Below are 17,560 nucleotides of genomic sequence, written 5' to 3'. Positions count from 1 at the left end.
CCGTTCCGGTCAATGACCGGGGTTCTGACCCCAGTCGACCCGCTGTCCCTCCGAGGGCGTCGCCTTGTGCGGCGCCCTCGCCGCGTCCGACAGCACGAACACGTCCTCGGCCCTGTCCAGGACGCCTCCCGAGGGATCGTCCGATCCGTCGCGGCGCACGACGTCGCGCTCGGGCAGCAGGATGTCCCGTACGACCACGGCGCAGAGGTAGAGCGTCGCCAGCAGGTGGGCGGCGATCGCCACCTGGTAGCCCTCCACGGGCAGGCCCTGGTGCTTGTCCCCGCTGGAGGTGTAGGCGAGGTAGAACCAGATCCCGAGGAAGTAGACGACCTCGCCGGCCTGCCAGATCAGGAAGTCGCGCCAGCGCGGCCGGGCCAGGGCGGCGAGCGGGACGAGCCACAGGACGTACTGCGGCGAGTAGACCTTGTTGGCCAGGATGAAGGCGGCGACGACGAGGAACGCCAGCTGGGCGAAGCGGGGGCGTCGGGGGGCCGTCAGGGTGAGGAGCGCGATCCCGCCGCAGAGCAGCAGGGTCAGACCCGTGGCGTAGGTGTTGGCGTCCTCCAGGGGGTTCCCGGAGCGCTGGGAGATCAGCAGCCAGACCGAGCCGAAGTCGATGGGCCGCTCCTGGCTGAACGTGTAGAACTTCGTCCACCCGTCCCAAGCGAAGATCATGACGGGCAGGTTCACCACGAGCCAGGCGCCGACCGTGCCGAGGAAGGCACCGGCGAACGCGCGCCATTTCCCGGCACGCAGGCAGAGCACGAAGAGCACCCCGAGCAACAGCACCGGGTAGAGCTTGGCCGCGGTGGCCAGACCGATGAAGACACCGAAGAGCACCGTCCGCCCGCGGGACCACATGAGCATCGCAACGGCGGTCAGGGCGAGGGCGAGCAGATCCCAGTTGATCGTCGCCGTGAGCGCGAAGGCGGGCGCCAGGGCCAGCAGCAGCGCGTCCCACGGCCGGCGGCGGTGGGTGCGGGCGACGCACACGGCGATGATCGCGGCGCAGACCATCAGCATGCCCGCGTTGACCATCCAGTACATCTGTTCGCGATGCTGCATGGAGCCGCTGCCGGGCGTCAGCCAGGAGGCCACCTGCATGAAGAGCCCGGTCAGCACCGGGTACTCCAGGTACTCCATGTCACCGGTGAGCCGGTCCCAGTAGGGGACGAGACCGTCGGAGAAGCCGCGTACGACGTACAGGTGCGGGATGTCGGAGTAGCAGGCGTGCGTGTACTGCGAGCCGGCCCCCCGGAACCACGCCCACTCGTAGCAGGGCAGTTTCTGCGCCATGCCCAGCGCGAACATCCCGAGGGCCACGAGGACCACCACCCGTACCGGGGTCAGCCAGTGGCCGCCCAACCGGGCATGGCGGCCCAGCGGGCCGCCGATGAGCTCGCTGCCGGCCGCGGCGACCTCGTCCTGCTGGGTGGGCAGTACGGGCCGGTCCTCGTGCACCTTCGTCATGCGCTCATCCTGCCGTACCGGGCCGGGCACGGACGAGGGCCGCCGCACGGTGTGCGACGGCCCTCGTCGAGCAGTGGTGGCGGACCGGTCAGCCGCCGACACCGGTGGTGGTGCCCCAGCTGCCGCCGCCCGGACGGCCCGGCCTGCCCGTGGTGGACGGGGACGGGTCTCCGCCTGCCCCGCCGTCGGATGCCCCGCCGGCTCCCGCGCCACCTCCGTTGTCGCCGCCGTTCCCGCCGCCGATCAGGCCACCGATGTCGTTGCCGTTGGTGGTGCCGCCGTCGGGGTCCCCCTCACACACCTGCCAGGGACGGCAGGTCGGCTTGTCGTCGCTCTTGGAGGGGGACGGCGACACCTTGGGCGGGGAGCTCGACGGGGAGGGCGAGGGCGAGGGGGAGGCCGAGGGGGAGGGCGCCGGAGGCGTGGGAGTCGGCGCCCCGGAGGCGTGGGCGATCACGCCGATCTCGTCGGGCTCCGGGAACTGCTTGATCGGCACCCCCTTGAGGGCCGCGCGCATGTACTCGGTCCAGATCACGGTCGGGATGTCACCACCGTGGATGGAGTCGATGCCTCCGACGCCGTTCATGGACTGCAGCGCCTGCCCCTTGGCGTTGGGGTCGCTGCGGAACAAGGTGACGGCCGTGGACAGTTCCGGGGTGTAGCCGACGAACCAGGCCGACTTGTTCTTGTCGGTGGTTCCGGTCTTGCCGGCGGCGGGCCGCTCCAGCTTCTTGGCCTTGATCGCGGTGCCGTTCTGGACGACGTTCTCCAGGACCTTGGTGATGTTGTCCGCGATGGCATTGTCCATGGCCCGCTGCGGCTTGGGAGCCTCGAAGCCGGGAAGCTCCACGCCGTCCTTCTTCACGCTGGTCACGGAGAACGGCTCGTGATGCGTGCCCGAAGCGGCGAAGGTGGCGTACGAGTCGGCCATCCGGATCGCGCTCGGGGTCGAGGTTCCCAGCGCGAACGAGGCGTTGTCGTTCGGATCCATCGAGTCTTCGAGGATGCCGGTGGACTTGGCCACCTCGCGGACCTTGTCGTGGCCGACGTCGAAGACGAGCTGGGCGAACGGGACGTTGATGGAGCTTTCCATCGCCTTGTTGAGGGTCACGTACCCGTAAGGCGTGGTGCTCTCGTTCTTCTGCTTGAACGGCTCGCCATTCTTGCCGCGCAGGGGCTTGCCCGCACGGTTGTTGATCACGGTGAGGTCGTCGGCCTTGTACTTGCTGTCGACCGAGATCCCCTCACCGTCGGAGTTCTGGGTCCCGTACTCCATCGCGGCCGCCAGCACGTACGGCTTCCAGGTCGAACCGACCGGGACGCCCTGGGTGTCGGCGTTGTTGGTGAAATGCTTCTTGTCCATGCCCGGCCCGCCGTACAGGGCCACGATCGCCCCGGACTTCGGGTCCACCGACGCGGCGCCGAACTGGACGTGGGTGTCGGTGTTGGGCCGGTGCTTCTCGTCGAGGAAGTCCTTGCGGGTCTCGTCGACGGCCTTGGACAGGGCCTCGACCTTCGCCTTGTCGAAGGTGGTGCGGATCTGGTAGCCGCCCAGGGCCATCTTGTCCGCGCTGATGTGCAGCTTCCTCATCATGTACTGCTTGGCCGTCTCGACCAGGTAGCCGGTCTGGCCCGACAATCCGCGCGCCTGCTCCGACTCGACGCGCGCGGGGAACTCCGTGTACTTGGCGCGCTCGGCCTGGTCCATCCGACCCACGACGACCTCGCGGTCGAGCACCCAGGCCCAGCGCTGGCGGGCGCGTTGTTCGTTGAGCTCGGGGGTGGCCGCCGTGCCGAGGCCGCCGTCCGGGTTGTACAGGTTCGGCCCCTTGAGCACGGACGCCAGGAAGGCGCTCTCCGAGGGGGTCAGGTTCTTGCAGTCCTTGCCGAAGTAGGCGCGTGAGGCGGCCTGGATGCCGTAGGCGTCGCGGCCGTAGTAGGCGGTGTTGAGGTAGCCCGCGAGCACCTCGTCCTTCGGCGCGGTGAGACCGAGCCTTATCGAGATGAAGAGCTCGGTCACCTTCCGCTTGAGCGTCTGCTCGGAGTCCAGGAAGTTGTTCTTCACGTACTGCTGCGTGATGGTCGAGCCGCCCTGGGTGGAGCCGCCCTTGGCCATGTTCACCACGGCCCGGGCGATGCCCATCGGGTCGACGCCCTTGTCCGTCTCGAAGGACTCGTTCTCCGCGGCGATGACCGCGTTGCGCATCGAGAGCGGGATCTCGTCGATCTGCACGATCTGGCGGTTCATGGAACCACCGGTCGCGACCATCTGACTGCCGTCGGCCCAGTAGAAGACGTTGTTCTGCGCCTGGGCCGCCTTGTTGGCGTCCGGCGTGCTCACCATGGCGATACCGATGCCGGCGCCCGCGATGATCACCGCGAAGAACCCCAGCGTGGTGCCGCTCACGAGCTTCCAGGACGGGACGAACCGTTTCCACCCGTACCTGTCGGACCGGGGGTAGTTGACGAGCCGGCGGTTCGGGGGGTTCGCGCCGGTTCCGGATCTGCCCGGCCGGCCGTCACCTCGACCGCGCCCGGCCGAACCTCTCTGGGCGGCTCTTCGGGCCTCGCCCCGGCTGCGGGAGGGGGACTGCTCCGCGTACGAAGCGCTGGGAGACGCCGCGCGGGCGTCATGCCCCGCCCCGGCGCCGCGGCCAGGGCGCTGCTGCGCGGGCCGGCGGGACGCGGCGCGACCGCCGCCCTGGGCTTGCTGCGGCGGTTTACGGCGATGCTCGCTCATCGAACGACTACTCCTCGGGCAGGCGAGTGGCCTGGCAGCGGCGGTGCATTCCGGTTCCCCCCGGTGTCATGCCGCACAGACTACGCACGGTCAAAACCCAATCAGTGCCGAAGTTCACCCCAAATCAGGCAACTTGCGTACGTCGAATTAGTGATGTGACGCCGGTCACCACGTCACCCCTTGTCGCCGGGGGCCACCCGTTCTATCGTCTGGATGTATCGAGTCGATACATCAGCTCGACATAAACTCAGGGGCAGAGGAGAGGCAGGCGGATGAGCAGGCGCTCAGGCATCCTCGAATTCGCCGTCCTCGGCCTGCTTCGCGAGTCCCCCATGCACGGCTACGAGCTCCGCAAGCGGCTCAACACCTCGCTGGGGGTGTTCAGGGCGTTCAGCTACGGAACCCTGTACCCCTGCCTCAAGACGCTCGTCGCCAACGGCTGGTTGATCGAAGAACCGGGCAACGCCCCGGAAGACGCTCTCGCCGCTTCACTCGCAGGGCGCCGCGCCAAGATCGTCTACCGGTTGACGGCAGCAGGTAAGGAGCACTTCGAAGAGCTCCTCTCCCACACCGGCCCGGACACCTGGGAGGACGAGTCCTTCGCTACCCACTTCACCTTCTTCGGTCAAACCGAACGAGAAGTGCGCATGCGGGTGCTGGAGGGTCGCCGCAGCCGGCTGGAAGAGCGTCTGGAGAAGATGCGCGCCTCGCTCGCCCGTACACGGGAGCGGCTCGACGACTACACGCTTGAGCTGCAGCGCCACGGCATGGAATCCGTGGAGCGCGAAGTGCGCTGGCTGAACGAGCTCATCGAGAGCGAGCGGGCGGGACGGGATCAGAGACGACCCGGTCCGTCCGACGAAACTGCAAAGTGAGGCCTGCATCTCGCAGGCCTCGTCCGAGAACAAACAGGGAGCAACCGGAATGGGTTCGGTTCGCGTAGCCATCGTCGGCGTAGGCAACTGCGCCGCCTCGCTGGTGCAGGGCGTCGAGTACTACAAGGACGCCGACCCGGCGGCCAAGGTCCCCGGTCTGATGCACGTCCAGTTCGGCGACTACCACGTGAGTGACATCGAGTTCGTCGCCGCGTTCGACGTCGACGCGAAGAAGGTCGGCCTCGACCTCTCGGACGCCATCGGCGCCAGCGAGAACAACACCATCAAGATCTGTGACGTCCCGAACGCGGGCGTGACCGTGCAGCGCGGCCACACCCTGGACGGCCTGGGCAAGTACTACCGCCTGACGATCGAGGAGTCCGCCGAGACTCCGGTCGACGTGGTCCAGGTCCTCAAGGACCGCGAGGTCGACGTCCTGATCTGCTACCTGCCCGTCGGCTCCGAGCAGGCGGCGAAGTTCTACGCGCAGTGCGCCATCGACGCCAAGGTCGCCTTCGTCAATGCTCTTCCGGTCTTCATCGCCGGCACCAAGGAGTGGGCGGACAAGTTCACCGAGGCCGGTGTCCCGATCGTCGGCGACGACATCAAGTCGCAGGTCGGCGCCACCATCACGCACCGCGTGATGGCGAAGCTGTTCGAGGACCGCGGTGTCCGTCTTGAGCGCACCATGCAGCTCAACGTCGGCGGCAACATGGACTTCAAGAACATGCTGGAGCGTGACCGCCTCGAGTCGAAGAAGATCTCGAAGACGCAGGCCGTCACCTCGCAGATCCCGGACCGCGACATGGGCGAGAAGAACGTCCACATCGGCCCGTCCGACTACGTCGCCTGGCTCGACGACCGCAAGTGGGCCTACGTCCGCCTCGAAGGCCGCGCCTTCGGCGATGTTCCGCTGAACCTCGAGTACAAGCTCGAAGTGTGGGACTCCCCGAACTCCGCCGGTGTCATCATCGACGCCCTGCGCGCGGCGAAGATCGCCAAGGACCGCGGCGTCGGTGGCCCGATCCTGTCGGCTTCGAGCTACTTCATGAAGTCCCCGCCGGTGCAGTACTTCGACGACGAGGCCTACGCGAACGTCGAGAAGTTCATCAAGGGCGAGGTCGAGCGCTAAACCGCTCACCGCGTCCGCGCGGCGCGAAGCGAAGCGAAGCACCAAGATCCTTCCGGACACCTGGTCTTCGGCTGCTCTTCCACCGAGGGTCCCCGGGCAATGTGCCCGGGGACCCTCGGTGTGTGTGACCCTTTCCCTCATGCCCGTCGTACGTGATCTGCGCGTACTCCTGCGCCTGAGGGATTTCCGCAACCTGCTCGCCGTACGGCTGTTCTCCCAGGCCGCCGACGGGGTCTACCAGGTCGCACTCGCCACCTACGTGGTGTTCTCCCCGGAGAAGCAGACCTCGCCCGCGGCCATCGCCTCGGCCATGGCGGTACTGCTGCTGCCCTACTCGGTGATCGGCCCCTTCGCCGGAGTGCTGCTGGACCGTTGGCGGCGACGCCAGGTCTTCCTCTACGGCAACCTGCTGCGGGCCTTCCTCGCCTGTGTCACCGGCGTGCTGATCGTCGCGCACGTCCCCGACTGGCTGTTCTACGCCTCGGCTCTGTCGGTCACCGCCGTCAACCGCTTCGTCCTGGCCGGACTCGCCGCCTCCCTGCCACGGGTCGTCGGCCCCCACCAGTTGGTCACCGCGAACGCCCTCTCGCCCACCGCCGGAACCCTCGCGGCGACCGCCGGCGGCGGCCTGGCCTTCCTCGTACGGCTGCTGGCCGTCGAGTCCAACGCCCTCGTGGTGCTCCTCGGCGCCGCGTTCTATCTCTGTGCCGCGCTCGTCTCCCTGCGACTGGCCGTCGATCTCCTCGGCCCGGACCAGCCCCCCGGGCGGGTCCACCCCTCCATCGGCGAGGGGGTGGCCCTCACGGTGCGGGGCATGGCCGAGGGCCTGCGTCACCTCGCCGGCCGCCGGGACGCCCGCCTGGCGCTCACCGCGATGACGATGATGCGCTTCTGCTACGGCGCGCTCCTGGTGATGCTGCTCATGCTCTGCCGCTACTCCTGGTCGGACAACGAGTCCGATGGGCTGGCCCTCCTGGGGATCGCGATCGGGGTCTCCGGCGCCGGGTTCTTCGCGGCCGCCCTCGTCACGCCCTGGATCGTCGAACGTCTGGGCAACCTCGGCTGGATCACCGTCTGCGCCGGGACGGCGGCGCTGCTCGTCCCGGCACTCGGTCTGTTCTTCGCCGTCGGACCGATGCTCGTCGCGGCCTTCGTCCTGGGACTCGCCACCCAGGGCGCCAAGATCTCCACCGACACCGTCATCCAGTCCCGGGTGGACGACGAGTTCCGCGGTCGGGTCTTCTCCGTCTACGACGTGCTCTTCAACGTCGCCTTCGTCGGCGCGGCCGCCGTGGCCTCGCTCATGCTTCCCGCGGACGGGCAGTCCGTCACCCTGATCGTGAGCGTGGCCCTGCTCTACGGCCTCACTGCGGCGCTGCTGCGACACCAGGAGCGACGTTTCACGTGAAACATCAGGGGGCGATGGGTCGGGGCGGTCGATGTTTCACGTGAAACATCGACCGCCCCGGACGCCTCAGGCCTGGCCGGCCCACCACTCCTTGAGCGCCGTGACGGCGGCGTCACGCTCCATCGGACCGTTCTCCAGCCGCAGCTCCAACAGGAACGCGTAGGCCTTGCCGATCACCGGGCCGGGCCCGACGCCCAGCACATGCTGGATCTCGTTGCCGTCCAGGTCGGGCCGGATCGAGTCCAGCTGCTCCTGCTCCTGAAGCTGCGCGATGCGCTCCTCCAGACCGTCGTAGGTACGGGAGAGCGCGTTGGCCTTGCGCTTGTTCCGGGTGGTGCAGTCGGACCGGGTCAGCTTGTGCAGCCGTTCCAGCAGGGGACCGGCGTCGCGTACGTAGCGCCGCACGGCCGAGTCGGTCCACTCCCCGTCCCCGTAGCCGTGGAAGCGCAGGTGCAGCTCCACGAGCCGGGACACGTCCTTGATCATGTCGTTCGAGTACTTCAGCGCGGTCATGCGCTTCTTGGTCATCTTCGCTCCGACCACCTCGTGGTGGTGGAAGGAGACCCGGCCGTCGCCCTCGAACCGGCGGGTGCGCGGCTTGCCGATGTCGTGCAGCAGGGCGGCCAGACGCAGAACCAGGTCCGGGCCGTCCTCCTCCAGGTCGATCGCCTGCTCCAGCACGATCAGCGAGTGGTCGTAGACGTCCTTGTGACGGTGGTGCTCGTCACTCTCCAGCCGCAGGGCGGGCAGCTCGGGGAGCACCCGGTCCGCCAGCCCGGTGTCCACGAGCAGACCCAGACCCTTGCGGGGGTGTGCGGACAGCAGCAGCTTGTTCAGCTCGCCCTGCACCCGCTCCGCCGAGACGATCTCGATCCGCTCGGACATCTCCTTCATCGCCGCCACGACCTCCGGAGCGACCTCGAAGTCCAGCTGCGCCGCGAACCGGGCCGCACGCAGCATGCGCAGCGGGTCGTCCGAGAAGGAGTCCTGCGGGGTGCCGGGGGTGCGCAGAACGCCCTCCCGGAGGTCCTCCAGGCCGCCGTGCGGGTCCACGAACACCTTCTCGGGCAGCGCGACCGCCATGGCGTTCACCGTGAAGTCCCGGCGGACCAGATCCTCCTCGATCGAGTCGCCGTAGGAGACCTCGGGCTTGCGCGAGGTCCGGTCGTAGGACTCCGAGCGGTAGGTGGTCACCTCGATCTGGAAGCCTAGTTTCTGCGCTCCCACGGTGCCGAAGGCGATGCCCACGTCCCAGACCGAGTCGGCCCACGGCCTGATGATCTTCAGGACGTCCTCGGGGCGGGCGTCGGTGGTGAAATCGAGGTCGTTGCCGAGACGCCCGAGCAGCGCATCGCGAACGGACCCTCCGACCAGGGCGAGGCGGAAGCCGGCCTCCTGGAATCGGCGGCCGAGTTCGTCGGCGACAGGGGCGACCCGCAGCAGTTCACTGACCGCGCGGCTCTGCACCTGACTCAGGGCACTGGGGCTGTCTTCATTGGCGTTCGGCACAACAGAAAAGGGTACGTGGCCCGCCCGCCCCGGGCCGCCGCGTTTTGCGGCCACCCCGCCCCACACCGGCCCGGAGGCGGAGCCGATCATGTGGAGCAAGGCGCGGCACTCGCGCACAGCGGGCCTCGTTACCATGCGTGGACGCACAAAGGACGACCACTGACACTTCGAGGACGGGCGAAACGCGTGGCCGAGGCGGCAGAAATCCAGGGGGCGGTTCCGGCCCCTGCCCGGCGCCGCTGGCTGCGGCGGGCAGTCGTCATGCTCGCCGGGACACCGGTGCTGGCCGCTCTGGTCTATGCCCCCGCCCCGCCGGCCCAGGCGGCCGAGTCCCCCGTGGACGTCCAGCTGAGCGAGGTGGCACCCAGCGCTCCGGTCAAGACCGACACGCTGACCATTTCGGGCACCGTGGTGAACAACGGCAGCGAACCGATCAAGGGCGCACACGTCGGTCTGCGGGTCGGTCCCGTCGTCGGGGACCGCTCGGCGATCGACGACATCGCGGACCGCAGCGGCTTCCGGCCCGGCACCGATCCGGCCGAGATCGATCCCGCCTTCGCCGTGAAGATCGACTCGCTACCGTCCAAGGTCAGCCGGGAATTCACGATCAAGGTCCCGGTCAACAAGCTGGACCTGGGCAAGGACGGCGTGTACCAGCTCGGCGTCTCCGTGTCCGGTGAGACCGCCGGCCAGCCGTACGAGCAGGTCCTCGGCATCCAGCGGACCTTCCTCCCGTGGCAGCCCGAAGCCGCGGCCAAGCGCTCCAACCTCAGCTACGCGTGGCCATTGATCTCCACCACCCGTGTGACGGCGGAGACCGGCTCGGACGAGACCCAGACCCCGGTCTTCATCGACGACTCCCTCGCGGCCGAGCTGGGACCCGCCGGCCGGCTCGGGCAGATGGTCTCGCTCGGCAAGGACCTCCCCATCACCTGGGTCATCGATCCCGACCTGCTCTACACGGTCGACGCGATGGCCAAGGGTTACCGGATCCGCAACCCCGACCCTGCCGGGAAGCCCCTCCAGGGCAAGAACAAGGCCGTCGCGGAGAAGTGGCTGAGTGATCTCGAAACCGCGGTGCAGGGCAAGAAGGTCGTCGCGCTGCCCTTCGCCGACCCCGACATCGCCTCCCTCGCCCATCACGGCAAGGACGTGTCGGGCACCCTGGGCCAGCTGAGGCCTGCCACCGACAAGGCGAAGCAGGCCGTCGAGACGGTCCTGCACGTCACCCCGTCCACGGACTTCTCCTGGCCCGTGGACGGAGCCATCGACCCCTCGATCGTCAATGTCGCCACCTCGGCCGGTGCGCACAACGTGCTCACCCGCAGCGACAGCCTCCAGGAGAACGGCTCCCTCGGCTACACGCCCTCGGCCGCCCGCCCCATCGGCGCGGGCACCACGGCCGTCGTCGCCGACGCCCAGCTCTCCACGGCCTTCCAGGGCGACATGCTCAGCGCCGGGAACTCCACCCTCGCCGTGCAGCGGTTCCTCGCGCACACCCTGGCCCTCAACCTGCAGAACACCGAGGAGCAGCGCAGCTTCGTCGTCACCCCGCAGCGGATGCCGTCCGTGAGCCAGGTGGGAACGATGGCCGCAGCCCTGCGCGGGCTCCAGAACGGGCGCTGGGCCCAGCCCTCCGACCTGGAGGCCGCGGCGGCCGCCAAGCCCGACCCGGGCGCGGCCACGCAGGTCCCCGGCGCCGGCCAGTACCCGGAGTCGTTGAGCAAGCAGGAACTGCCGGTCTCGGCGTTCGAGAAGATCCGCACCACGCAGAACACCCTCGACCACTTCAAGGTCATCCTGGCGGCGCCGGAACGCGTGGAGATCCCGTTCGGGAACACCACCAACCGGGAGATGTCCACGTCCTGGCGGGGCCGGCCCGAAGAGGCCCGCGTGTACCGGGACCAGGTACAGGAGTATCTGCTCGGCCTGACCGAGAAGGTCAAGGTCATCCCCAAGTCGGACGCCACCCTGTCCGGACACAGCGCGACCATCCCGGTGAGTGTCCAGAACAGCCTGGTCCAGGACGTCCACAACCTGGTCCTGCGGGTGCGGTCGGCCAACCCGACCCGTCTGATGTTCGACGACAGCGGTGTCGCCGAGCAGGAGGTCACCGTCCAGGCCGACCACAGCCAGACCCTGAAGTTCACCGCCAACGCGACCGCGAGTGGTCCCGTGGAGGTCACCGCGCAGCTCTTCACCAAGCAGGGCGTGCCCTACGGCAAGGAGCGCAAGTTCACGGTCGAGGCGACCGAGGTCACCCCCACCGTCATGCTCGTCATCGCAGGTGGTGTGCTTCTCCTCGTGCTGGCCGGCATCAAGATGTATGCCAGTCGCAAGCGCGTGGCGGCCCGTACCGCGGCCGAGGAGAGCACGCAGCCGAGTGACGAGTCCCCGGACACCGAACCGCAAAGCACCGGCGGGTCCGGCGCGGGTGAGACAGTGGACCGTTGATGCGATGCCGTGGCCGGTCGGGCCTGGGGACGATGAGGTGGGGTTTCGATGAACGCGCCGTACGACGGTGACCGCGCGCAGGGCACTGGTGGGCCGTCGCCCGCGCAGGGCGCTGCTCCGGGTACCCCGGTGCCCGGGCAGGTTCCCCCGCCCGCACCCGCGCCGGATCACGACCCGTATGTCCAGGATGCCTACGACTACGACCCGTACCGGTCGCAGGACCTGTCCGCACAGGACCCGGTCACCGAGGTCATGTACGACCGGGCCTCTCACCCCCCGCCGCCGCCGGGTACCTACCAGGAGGCCGGACCGCTCTACGCGGCCCCGCAGGCGCCCTCCCACGGCCCGGATCCGCGTGTCTGGGCCCAGACCCCGCCGCCCGAGCCGGACGGTCCGTCCCGCCACATGCCGTACGGGGACCACGCCACAACCACCCGGTTCGTCGGTGTCGACTCGCTCGTGACCGAGACCGCGGACGACCAGCCGGCCCCCGACGCCTTCGCGCACCTCTACCGGGACCAGGAAGCCGTCCCGCGGACGGTCACCGAAGAGGCGCCCGTCGCGACCCCGGCCCCGACCAAGCCCGCCGGGAAGGCCTCCGGCCTGCTCAAGTCCAGCGCGCTGATGGCCGCCGGCACGATCGTCTCCCGCATCACCGGTTTCCTGCGCACCCTCGTGATCGGCGGCGCCATCGGCGTCGTCACCCTGAACGACACCTACCAGGTCGCCAACACCCTGCCGACGATGATCTACGTCCTCGTCGGCGGCGGTGCGCTGAACGCCGTCTTCATCCCGCAGCTCGTCCGCGCGATGAAGAACGACGAGGACGGCGGGGAGGCGTACGCCAACCGGCTGCTGACCCTGGTCATGGTCCTGCTGGGCGCGGTCACCGTCATCTGCGTGCTCGCCGCCCCGGTGTTCATCACGATGATGTCGCCGACGATCGCCGACAACCCGGACCGGATGGACGTCGCGGTCTCCTTCGCCCACTACTGCCTGCCCACCATGTTCTTCATGGGCGTGCACGTGGTCCTCGGTCAGATCCTCAACGCCCGCGGCCGGTTCGGCGCGATGATGTGGACTCCGGTCCTCAACAACGTCGTCGTCATCGCCACGTTCGGCGCCTTCATCTGGGCGTTCGGCGGATTCACCTCCACCGGCATGAACGAATCCGGCATCACCCCCGAGGGCGTGCGCCTGCTGGGTCTGGGCACCCTGCTCGGCCTCGTGGTCCAGTCCCTCGCGATGATTCCGTACCTGCGCGACGCCGGATTCCGGCCCCGCCTGCGCTTCGACTGGAAGGGCCACGGGCTGGGCAAGGCCGCGGGCCTGGCCAAGTGGACGTTCTTCTTCGTCCTCGCCAACCAGATCGGTCTCGTCGTCGTCACCCAGCTCGCCACCTGGGCGGGCGAGGTCGCCGCCAAGCAGGGCCACGGCGGTACCGGCATCACCGGCTACAACTACGCGCTGCTGCTGTGGCAGATGCCCCAGGCCATCATCACCGTCTCGGTGATGACCGCGGTCCTGCCGCGCATCTCCCGTTCCGCCCACGACGGCGACGCCGCCGCGGTCCGCGACGACATCTCCTACGGTCTGCGGACCTCCGCCGTCGCGATCGTGCCCTGCGCCTTCGCGTTCCTCGCGCTCGGCGTCCCGATGGCCACGCTGCTCTACGCCGGCTCCGGCGCGGACGACGCCCAGAACATCGGCTTCATCCTCATGGCCTTCGGCCTGGGCCTGATCCCGTACTCCGTGCAGTACGTCGTCCTGCGTGGCTTCTACGCCTACGAGGACACCCGGACGCCCTTCTACAACACGGTCATCGTCGCCGCCGTGAACGCGGGCGTCTCGGTCATCGCCTTCCTGGTCCTCCCCGAGCGCTGGGCCGTCGTCGGCATGGCCGCCGCCTACGGCCTCGGCTACGCGGTCGGTGTCGGCGTGGCCTGGCGCCGGCTGCGCACCCGGCTCGGCGGTGACCTCGACGGCGCCCACGTGATGCGCACCTACACCCGTCTCATCGGAGCCTGCGTCCCCGCCGCCGCCGTGGCGGGTGCCGTGGCGTACGGGGTCACCCAGTGGCTGGGCAACGGAGCCGGCGGTTCCCTCGCGGCGCTGGTCACCGGCTTCATCGCCCTGGCTGCCGTCTTCCTCGTCGCCGCGAAGCGGATGCGCGTCGAAGAGCTCAACTCGATGGTCGGAATGGTCCGCGGACGTTTGGGTCGCTGATGCGCACAACCGTCGGGCCCCATCGCGTGTCGTGCATAGCGTCGGACTGTGGGCACAATTGGCATGGCTTCGCAGACTGGCCGACAGCGCGCAACGGATGGGGAGGCAGGGACGACGGTGGCGGAACGTAGCACAGCTGCCGTCGACGTGGCCGACAACGGCGGCGACGAGCCGTCGGCCGCAGAGGCGGCCAAGGCCACGGCCGACGGGGTGGACACGCAGAACGGACGAGCCGCGGACAGTTCCATGCCCGAAACGGATGGCGAACGCATCAACCCGGCCCCGGTGGCCGCACCCGGACTCCACAGCGGCCACAAGCTCGCCAGACGCTACCGGCTCGAAGAGTGCGTCACCCGTCTGGACGGATTCAGCAGTTGGCGCGCGATGGACGAGAAGCTCCGCCGCGCCGTGGGCGTCCACCTGCTGCCCGCCGACCACCCCCGGGCGCGGGCCGTCCTGGCCGCCGCCCGTTCCTCCGCCCTGCTCGGTGACCCCCGGTTCGTCCAGGTCCTCGACGCCGTGGAGGAGAACGACCTCGTCTACGTCGTCCACGAGTGGCTGCCCGACGCCACCGAGCTGACCTCGATCCTCGCGCTGGGACCGCTGGAGGCCCACGAGGCCTACCAGCTGGTCAGCCAGGTCTCCCAAGCCATGACCGCCGCGCACCGCGAGGGCCTGGCCCATCTGCGGCTGACGCCCAGCGCGATACTGCGCACCTCCTCGGGCCAGTACCGGATCCGCGGGCTCGCCGTGAACGCCGCCCTGCGCGGCATCACCAGCGACACCCCGCAGCAGGCCGACACCGAGGCCGTCGGCGCGCTCCTGTACGCCGCCCTCACCCAGCGCTGGCCCTACGAGAACGACGCGTACGGCCTCGCGGGCCTACCCAAGGGCGTCGGCCTGATCGCTCCCGACCAGGTACGCGCCGGCGTCCACCGGGGCCTCGGCGAGCTCGCCATGCGGGCCCTCGCCAACGACGGGGCCACGGCCTCCCGCCAGGAGCCCGCCTTCACCACCCCGGAGGAGCTGGCCAAGGCCGTCGCGGCGATGCCCCGCATCCGGCCGCCGGAGCCCGCCTTCACGGCGCCGCCCGAGTACCAGCACACCACCTACCAGCAGGGCAGCTACGGACGGCCCACGCCCACGGGCCTGCCGACCGTCCAGAGCCACTCCGTCACGCCCCCGCCGCCCCCGTTGCAGAGCCGCACCGGCCGCGCCCTCAAGTGGAGCGTCGCCGCCCTGCTGATCGTCGCGCTCGGTCTGGGCAGCTGGCAGCTCGCCGACACCCTCCTGGACCGCTACAACAAGGGCGGCAACAACGGTGGCGAGACCGACACACAAACGGACACGACCGACGACAACCCGAAGAAGGCGGAGCCGGCCAAGCCGCTCAAGATCACGCAGGCTCAAGTGATCACCTTCGGCGGGTCCGGGGTGAAGCCCGAGACGGCCGGCAACGCCGTCGACGGTGACGCCTCCTCCGCCTGGATCACTCCCCGCTACCAGAACTACCCCAAGTTCGGGAACCTCGAAGAGAACGGCAGCGGCATCGTCGTCGACCTCGGGAGCGTCCAGAACGTCTCCGAGATCGACGTGGACTTCTACGTGGCCGGACAGCGCGCCGAGATGCGCGGCGCGGCGCCGGAGGCTTCCGCACCCGACTCCCTGTCCGCGTTCCCCCAGCGGATCACCAAGCTGGAGAAGGCGAACAAGAAGCTCCAGACCACCTTGGACACCCCGGTTCGAACCCGCTACGTGCTGATCCACATCACGGAACTGCCGGACGACGGAACGGGCGGGTACCGCGGTGGCATCAGCGAGATCAAGGTCCTCGGCCGCCCCTCCTGAGCCCCACCCCCACACGACGAAGCCGCCGCACCGAAAGGCCCTCCACCCCTTCGGCAGCGCGGCTTCCTCATGTGGGCCGCGACCCGCGCACCTCCCCGATCACCCGGGGGCCCTCGTGCTCGACCGACGCAGGCCCTAATCTCCATCCCGGAAGGGAGCGAGGTGTGACGCACGAAGCAACGGCCGACGGCCACAGCGACCAGGAACTCCTGGCCCTGCACGTCGACGGGGACCCCGACGCCTTCGGCGAACTCGTACGCCGTCACCGCGACCGGATGTGGGCCGTCGCCCTGCGCACCCTCGGCGACCGCGAGGAAGCGGCCGACGCCGTGCAGGACGCCCTGGTCTCCGCCTATCGGGCCGCCCACACCTTCCGGGGGGACTCGGCCGTCACGACCTGGCTGCACCGGATCACCGTGAACGCCTGCCTGGACCGCGCCCGCAAGGCTGCCACCCGCAAGACCTCCCCGCTCGACGACACGGAGCGGCTGGAGCGGCTCCTGGAGCCCCACGAGTCCGCGGAGGCCCCTGCGGAGCGCCAGGACCTCCATCGCGAGCTGCTGGCCGCCCTCAGCACCCTCCCGGCCGATCAGCGGGCCGCGCTGGTCCTCGTCGACATGCAGGGATACCCCGTCGCCGAGGCCGCCCGTCTCCTCGACGTGCCGACGGGCACCGTGAAGAGCCGCTGTGCGCGGGGCCGGGCGAAACTCGTCCCGATGCTCACTCATCTGCGCACGAATGCCGGGGATAACACCGCCACCGAGCGGGGAAGGAACCGGACGCCGGGCACATCCGTCCCACCAGCGGCAGACCCCCGGCATCCAGACCCAGACGCAGTGAAGGGCGGAGGTGGACGTCCGTGAACCCCCCAACCGGCACGATCCGGCACCCGGACGTCTCGGAGATCTCCGACCTGACCGAAGGACTGCTCTCGCCGTCGCGCACCGCCGAGGTACGCCGGCACCTCGACACGTGTGCCCTGTGCGCCGACGTCCGTGCCTCCCTGGAGGAAATCCGCGCCCTGCTCGGCACGCTTCCCGGCCCCGCCCGGATGCCGTCCGACGTCGCGGGCCGGATCGACGCGGCTCTCGCCGCCGAAGCGCTGCTCGGCTCCACGGCGCACCGCGCCGAGCCCGCCCAGATGCCCGACCACACGCGCGACAACGCGAGCGACAGCGTTGTTTCACGTGAAACAACGCCCTCCCGGGTCCCCGGATCCGAGGCCCGCCGACCCGGCGGTCACCCGGCCGGCCCAACCGGACCCGGCCGTCGCCGCGCACGCCGCCGGATCGCTGTCATCGCCGGGCTGGCCGGAGCGGCGGCCTGCGCCCTCGGAATCCTCCTCGTCAACGGACTCGACGGCACGCGCCCCCAGAGCACCGCCGGTCGCAGCGACGCGGCGACCTCGACCGGCCGATCCGACGAGGGCACCTACACCGCGCAGGGGCTCCAGGACAGCGTCCGGCAACTGCTCGCCTCGGGGAAGCAAGACCCGGGCGTACAGGGGGAGAAGAACAACACGTACGGAATGGAGAACGCTCCTCCTTCCGGGGTGGCGCCCTCCGACCGGCGGGCCGCGCCGGTCCCCCCGTGCGTACAGGCCGCCACCGGCCGGCCGGACACCCCGATCGCCACCGAACGCGGCACCTACCGGGGCACCGACGTGTACCTCGTGGTCCTTCCGCACCCCGGTGACCTCGCCAGGGCGGACGCCTACCTGGTCGACGCCGGCTGTGGTGACACCGCCGCGGCGGCCCCGGGGAAGCCCCTCCTGACCAGGACCTACCCGCGGACCTGAAACGTTCGGGACGGCATGGGGAAAAGTGGGGAATGCGCGCGCCGTAGGATCCGTTGGGTGGGGTGAAGGTCCGCACCGGCCCCCGGTAGGCAGCACGCAG

The 17,560-nt window shown here is 69.5% G+C and carries 11 protein-coding genes; 8 read left to right on the top strand and 3 right to left on the bottom strand.

Features of this window, described 5'->3' with window-relative positions; all coding sequences use genetic code 11:
* Positions 1-9 precede the first annotated feature (9 nt).
* Together OTB19_RS16715 and OTB19_RS16710 are read right to left on the bottom strand one after the other, a co-directional pair.
* A complete protein-coding gene (locus tag OTB19_RS16715) occupies positions 10-1,470 on the bottom strand; it encodes a glycosyltransferase family 87 protein (protein ID WP_267799027.1) in 1,461 nt (486 codons plus the stop codon).
* An 88-nt stretch (positions 1,471-1,558) separates the two neighbouring features.
* Positions 1,559-4,210 carry a transglycosylase domain-containing protein gene (locus tag OTB19_RS16710; RefSeq protein WP_267799026.1) on the bottom strand — a complete coding sequence of 884 codons (2,652 nt, stop codon included), beginning with the start codon at positions 4,208-4,210 and terminating at the stop codon, positions 1,559-1,561.
* 272 nt (positions 4,211-4,482) lie between these two features.
* On the opposite strand from OTB19_RS16710, the gene OTB19_RS16705 reads away from it, so the two are divergent.
* From OTB19_RS16705 to OTB19_RS16695, 3 genes are all read left to right on the top strand, one after another.
* Positions 4,483-5,085 (top strand): PadR family transcriptional regulator, encoded by a 603-nt coding sequence (locus OTB19_RS16705; protein WP_267799025.1) that lies wholly within the window; start codon positions 4,483-4,485, stop codon positions 5,083-5,085.
* Between the two features lie 49 nt (positions 5,086-5,134).
* Complete coding sequence (locus OTB19_RS16700) at positions 5,135-6,217, top strand: inositol-3-phosphate synthase (protein WP_267799024.1); 1,083 nt, start codon at positions 5,135-5,137, stop codon at positions 6,215-6,217.
* Between the two features lie 139 nt (positions 6,218-6,356).
* Entirely contained in the window at positions 6,357-7,625 is a 1,269-nt protein-coding gene (locus tag OTB19_RS16695) for an MFS transporter (protein WP_267799023.1), read from the top strand.
* Between the two features lie 66 nt (positions 7,626-7,691).
* Here the strand turns inward: OTB19_RS16695 and OTB19_RS16690 are convergent, their stop codons facing one another.
* The gene (locus OTB19_RS16690) at positions 7,692-9,134 is read right to left on the bottom strand and encodes a CCA tRNA nucleotidyltransferase (RefSeq protein WP_267799022.1); all 1,443 of its coding nucleotides are present in this window, start codon (positions 9,132-9,134) and stop codon (positions 7,692-7,694) included.
* 186 nt (positions 9,135-9,320) lie between these two features.
* On the opposite strand from OTB19_RS16690, the gene OTB19_RS16685 reads away from it, so the two are divergent.
* The 5 genes from OTB19_RS16685 to OTB19_RS16665 all read left to right on the top strand — a co-directional run bounded on the left by OTB19_RS16685 (position 9,321) and on the right by OTB19_RS16665 (position 17,460).
* A complete protein-coding gene (locus OTB19_RS16685) occupies positions 9,321-11,588 on the top strand; it encodes a DUF6049 family protein (protein WP_267799021.1) in 2,268 nt (755 codons plus the stop codon).
* A 48-nt stretch (positions 11,589-11,636) separates the two neighbouring features.
* Positions 11,637-13,814 carry a murein biosynthesis integral membrane protein MurJ gene (gene murJ, locus OTB19_RS16680; protein ID WP_267799020.1) on the top strand — a complete coding sequence of 726 codons (2,178 nt, stop codon included), beginning with the start codon at positions 11,637-11,639 and terminating at the stop codon, positions 13,812-13,814.
* Between the two features lie 117 nt (positions 13,815-13,931).
* Positions 13,932-15,662 (top strand): protein kinase family protein, encoded by a 1,731-nt coding sequence (locus tag OTB19_RS16675; RefSeq protein WP_267799019.1) that lies wholly within the window; start codon positions 13,932-13,934, stop codon positions 15,660-15,662.
* 164 nt (positions 15,663-15,826) lie between these two features.
* Positions 15,827-16,525, top strand: coding sequence for an RNA polymerase sigma factor SigM (sigM, locus tag OTB19_RS16670; protein ID WP_267799018.1), 699 nt, complete (start codon positions 15,827-15,829; stop codon positions 16,523-16,525).
* The gene (locus OTB19_RS16665) at positions 16,522-17,460 is read left to right on the top strand and encodes an anti-sigma factor family protein (protein ID WP_267799017.1); all 939 of its coding nucleotides are present in this window, start codon (positions 16,522-16,524) and stop codon (positions 17,458-17,460) included. Before sigM ends, OTB19_RS16665 begins: the two co-directional genes overlap by 4 nt.
* Positions 17,461-17,560 lie beyond the last annotated feature (100 nt).

The sequence above is a fragment of the Streptomyces sp. H27-H5 genome (assembly GCF_026627505.1).
Taxonomy (GTDB): Bacteria; Actinomycetota; Actinomycetes; order Streptomycetales; family Streptomycetaceae; genus Streptomyces.
Note: the sequence above shows the minus strand (reverse complement) of the source record. Positions and strands in the feature narration are given on the sequence as shown.